3 tRNA genes and 3 rRNA genes are annotated in these 5,298 nt (G+C 55.0%); all 6 read left to right on the forward strand.

Features of this window, described 5'->3' with window-relative positions:
- Window positions 1–29 precede the first annotated feature (29 nt).
- The 6 genes from AC07N1_RS25190 to AC07N1_RS25215 all read left to right on the forward strand — a co-directional run bounded on the left by AC07N1_RS25190 (window position 30) and on the right by AC07N1_RS25215 (window position 5,298).
- Window positions 30–1,513 (forward strand): 16S ribosomal RNA (locus tag AC07N1_RS25190).
- Window positions 1,514–1,693: 180 nt separating this feature from the next.
- A tRNA-Ile gene (locus tag AC07N1_RS25195) sits at window positions 1,694–1,770 on the forward strand.
- 67 nt (window positions 1,771–1,837) lie between these two features.
- Window positions 1,838–1,913, forward strand: a tRNA-Ala gene (locus AC07N1_RS25200).
- Window positions 1,914–2,153: 240 nt separating this feature from the next.
- Window positions 2,154–4,939: ribosomal RNA gene (locus AC07N1_RS25205) — 23S ribosomal RNA — on the forward strand.
- 111 nt (window positions 4,940–5,050) lie between these two features.
- A 5S ribosomal RNA gene (rrf, locus tag AC07N1_RS25210) occupies window positions 5,051–5,165 on the forward strand.
- The 16S, 23S and 5S rRNA genes sit together here with 3 tRNA genes alongside, the layout of an rRNA operon.
- 56 nt (window positions 5,166–5,221) lie before the next feature.
- Window positions 5,222–5,298, forward strand: a tRNA-Met gene (locus tag AC07N1_RS25215).

A 5,298-nucleotide genomic window follows, 5' to 3' on the forward strand; every position in this document is an offset into this window, starting at 1 on the left:
CGATCAAATAGCTGGAGTCAATGTCAACTCAACCTGAGAGTTTGATCCTGGCTCAGAGCGAACGCTGGCGGCAGGCCTAACACATGCAAGTCGAACGGATCCTTCGGGATTAGTGGCGGACGGGTGAGTAACACGTGGGAACGTGCCCTTTGGTTCGGAACAACTCAGGGAAACTTGAGCTAATACCGGATGTGCCCTTCGGGGGAAAGATTTATCGCCATTGGAGCGGCCCGCGTAGGATTAGCTAGTTGGTGAGGTAAAGGCTCACCAAGGCTACGATCCTTAGCTGGTCTGAGAGGATGATCAGCCACATTGGGACTGAGACACGGCCCAAACTCCTACGGGAGGCAGCAGTGGGGAATCTTGCGCAATGGGCGAAAGCCTGACGCAGCCATGCCGCGTGAATGATGAAGGTCTTAGGATTGTAAAATTCTTTCACCGGGGACGATAATGACGGTACCCGGAGAAGAAGCCCCGGCTAACTTCGTGCCAGCAGCCGCGGTAATACGAAGGGGGCTAGCGTTGCTCGGAATTACTGGGCGTAAAGGGAGCGTAGGCGGACTGTTTAGTCAGAGGTGAAAGCCCAGGGCTCAACCTTGGAATTGCCTTTGATACTGGCAGTCTTGAGTACGGAAGAGGTATGTGGAACTCCGAGTGTAGAGGTGAAATTCGTAGATATTCGGAAGAACACCAGTGGCGAAGGCGACATACTGGTCCGTTACTGACGCTGAGGCTCGAAAGCGTGGGGAGCAAACAGGATTAGATACCCTGGTAGTCCACGCTGTAAACGATGAGTGCTAGTTGTCGGCAGGCATGCCTGTCGGTGACGCAGCTAACGCATTAAGCACTCCGCCTGGGGAGTACGGTCGCAAGATTAAAACTCAAAGGAATTGACGGGGGCCCGCACAAGCGGTGGAGCATGTGGTTTAATTCGAAGCAACGCGCAGAACCTTACCACCTTTTGACATGCCTGGACATCCGGAGAGATCCGGCCTTCCCTTCGGGGACTGGGACACAGGTGCTGCATGGCTGTCGTCAGCTCGTGTCGTGAGATGTTGGGTTAAGTCCCGCAACGAGCGCAACCCTCGCTGTTAGTTGCCATCATTAAGTTGGGCACTCTAACAGGACTGCCGGAGTTAATCCGGAGGAAGGCGGGGATGACGTCAAGTCCTCATGGCCCTTACAAGGTGGGCTACACACGTGCTACAATGGCGACTACAGAGGGCTGCAATCCCGCGAGGGGGAGCCAATCCCTAAAAGTCGTCTCAGTTCGGATTGTTCTCTGCAACTCGAGAGCATGAAGTTGGAATCGCTAGTAATCGCGGATCAGCATGCCGCGGTGAATACGTTCCCGGGCCTTGTACACACCGCCCGTCACACCATGGGAGTTGGCTTTACCCGAAGGCGCTGCGCTAACTCGCAAGAGAGGCAGGCGACCACGGTAGGGTCAGCGACTGGGGTGAAGTCGTAACAAGGTAGCCGTAGGGGAACCTGCGGCTGGATCACCTCCTTTCTAAGGATGCCTCTCCAGCTTCGGCTATTGAGGCTCCGATTAGTGCGCTAGACGCACACAAATGAGCGGATCGCCGCCGTCTTCGTTTCTCTTTCCACTTGTTCTGGACCGTCGAGGTTCAGAGCACGATCGCGAGCCCTGGAGCGGGTCCTCAACGAGGATCTGATCTGAGCGGCCTATGGGCCCGTAGCTCAGTTGGTTAGAGCGCACGCTTGATAAGCGTGAGGTCATAAGTTCAAGTCTTATCGGGCCTACCACTCTTTCCAAACATACGGACCGCAACCGACCAGGCTCCCCTGGGCAAGCAACTCACACGCAGTGTGAGGGGCCATAGCTCAGTTGGTAGAGCGCCTGCTTTGCAAGCAGGATGTCGTCGGTTCGAATCCGTCTGGCTCCACCATCTTTGTTGGATGTTCGCACATCGCCTTCGCTCAAGCAGCGAAGCGGTAGCGAAGGCGACAAAGAAAGGCGCGATCGAGGATATCAAGTTTGCAACTGGCTTAGGCCAGCCTGCGAAGTGACATCGTGAAGGCAGGGTTCAGCCGCTTAGGTTGGACTTAAGAAGACATCATTGTCTGACAAATTGTAGAGCGCATGCCTCTGATCCCTAGATCAGAAGCGCATGGGTTTTGCTGAGAACGATCAAGCGCATAAGGGCTTCTGACGGATGCCTTGGCATTGAGAGGCGATGAAGGACGTGGCACGCTGCGATAAGAGCCGGGGAGGCGCGAGCACCCTTTGATCCGGCTATCTCCGAATGGGGAAACCCACCTTTACGGTCACCCGACTTAGCTTTGCTTCGGCAGAGCCAGGATCGGTTGGTCGGAAGAGGTATAATGATCTGAATACATAGGGTCATTAAGCAAACCCGGGGAACTGAAACATCTCAGTACCCGGAGGAAAGGACATCAACCGAGACTCCCGTAGTAGTGGCGAGCGAACCGGGACCAGGCCAGTGCTGTCGTGACATAAAGCTGAACGAGCTGGGAAGCTCGGCCATAGTGGGTGATAGCCCCGTAAGCGTCAAATAGCGACAGACTCGAGTAGGGCGGGACACGTGAAATCCTGTCTGAACATGGGGGGACCACCCTCCAAGCCTAAGTACTCCTCAATGACCGATAGCGAACAAGTACCGTGAGGGAAAGGTGAAAAGCACCCCGACAAGGGGAGTGAAACAGATCCTGAAATCGGAAGCCTACAAGCAGTCGGAGCCACCGCGCGTGGTGACGGCGTACCTTTTGTATAATGGGTCAGCGACTTCATGTGCCGTGCAAGCTTAAGCCGTTAGGTGTAGGCGCAGCGAAAGCGAGTCTGAATAGGGCGAATAAGTACGTCGCATGACGACCCGAAACCAGGTGATCTATCCATGAGCAGGTTGAAGGTTGGGTAACACCAACTGGAGGACCGAACCGGTGAATGTTGAAAAATTCTCGGATGACTTGTGGATAGGGGTGAAAGGCCAATCAAACCTGGACATAGCTGGTTCTCCGCGAAAACTATTTAGGTAGTGCCTCAGACGGACTCCTCGGGGGGTAGAGCACTGAATGGATGCGGGCGGCGCGAGCTGTACCAATTCTAATCAAACTCCGAATACCCGAGAGAGATATCTGGGAGACACACGGCGGGTGCTAACGTCCGTCGTGAAAAGGGAAACAACCCTAACCATCATCTAAGGCCCCCAAGTACTGGCTAAGTGGGAAACGATGTGGGTTTGCTTTGACAACCAGGATGTTGGCTTAGAAGCAGCCATCATTTAAAGAAAGCGTAACAGCTCACTGGTCAAGCGAACCTGCGCGGAAAATGTAACGGGGCTCAAGCCAGTCGCCGAAGGTATGGGTTTGCACTTTGTGCAAGCGGTAGCGGAGCGTTCCGTAAGCCGATGAAGGTGAGGCGTGAGCCTTGCTGGAGGTATCGGAAGTGAGAATGCTGACATGAGTAGCGATAAAGAGGGTGAGAGACCCTCTCGCCGAAAACCCAAGGGTTCCTGCGTAAAGCTAATCTGCGCAGGGTTAGCCGGCCCCTAAGGCGAGGCCGAAAGGCGTAGTCGATGGGAACCAGGTAAATATTCCTGGGCCAGTTGGAAGTGACGGATCTGGTAAATTGTCAGTCCTTATTGGATTGGTTCTGGCAGTGAACAGGTCCCTGGAAATAACTCCAACGGAGACCGTACCCGAAACCGACACAGGTGGGTAGGTAGAGTATACCAAGGCGCTTGAGAGAACTGTGCTGAAGGAACTCGGCAAATTGCACGCGTAACTTCGGGATAAGCGTGACTCTTCTTTGGGCAACCAGAAAAGAGTGGCACAAGCCAGGGGGTAGCGACTGTTTATCAAAAACACAGGGCTCTGCGAAGCCGCAAGGCGACGTATAGGGTCTGACGCCTGCCCGGTGCCTGAAGGTTAAAAGGAGGGGTGCAAGCTCTGAATTGAAGCCCAGGTAAACGGCGGCCGTAACTATAACGGTCCTAAGGTAGCGAAATTCCTTGTCGGGTAAGTTCCGACCTGCACGAATGGCGTAACGACTTCCCCACTGTCTCCAGCACAGGCTCAGCGAAATTGAATTCCCCGTGAAGATGCGGGGTTCCCGCGGTCAGACGGAAAGACCCTATGAACCTTTACTGCAGCTTCGCCTTGGCGTTAGCAATAACATGTGTAGGATAGGTGGGAGGCTATGAAACCGGGGCGCCAGTTCCGGCGGAGCCATCCTTGAAATACCACCCTTATTGTTGTTGACGTCTAACCGCGGCCCGTTATCCGGGTCCGGGACATGGCGTGGCGGGCAGTTTGACTGGGGCGGTCGCCTCCCAAAGTGTAACGGAGGCGCGCGATGGTGGGCTCAGACCGGTCGGAAATCGGTCGTCGAGTGCAATGGCATAAGCCCGCCTGACTGCGAGACTGACAAGTCGAGCAGAGACGAAAGTCGGCCATAGTGATCCGGTGGTCCTGCGTGGAAGGGCCATCGCTCAACGAATAAAAGGTACTCTAGGGATAACAGGCTGATTTTGCCCAAGAGTCCATATCGACGGCAAAGTTTGGCACCTCGATGTCGGCTCATCACATCCTGGGGCTGGAGCAGGTCCCAAGGGTTCGGCTGTTCGCCGATTAAAGTGGTACGTGAGCTGGGTTCAGAACGTCGTGAGACAGTTTGGTCCCTATCTGCCGTGGGTGTACGAGACTTGAGAGGATCTGTCCCTAGTACGAGAGGACCGGGATGGACACACCTCTGGTGGACCTGTCATGGCGCCAGCTGTGCAGCAGGGTAGCTAAGTGTGGAATAGATAACCGCTGAAAGCATCTAAGCGGGAAACTAACCTCAAAACAAGGTCTCGCTGAGAGCCGTGGAAGACCACCACGTTGATAGGCCGGGTGTGGAAGTGCGGCGACGCATGGAGCTTACCGGTACTAATAGCTCGATAGGCTTGATCGTTCTTCAGTCAAACCCATGAAGCCCTACAGCTTCAGACTCTGATGTCTTCTTATCTCTGCTTTCTCTTCCGCAAATCGCGGACGACAAAGCAGACAGCATCCTTTTCGCTGACCTGGTGGCTATGCCGGGGGTTCCCCACCCGATCCCATTCCGAACTCGGTCGTTAAGTCCCCCAGGGCCAATGGTACTTCGTCTCAAGGCGCGGGAGAGTAGGTCGCCGCCAGGTCCGCTAAAAGGATGCACTCACTAAGTCCAGAACCCTGCACACACGATTTCCCCTGCCGCGGGGTGGAGCAGCCCGGTAGCTCGTCAGGCTCATAACCTGAAGGTCACAGGTTCAAATCCTGTCCCCGCACCCA

The organism is Caulobacter sp. GW821-FHT09B11 (genome assembly GCF_059418205.1).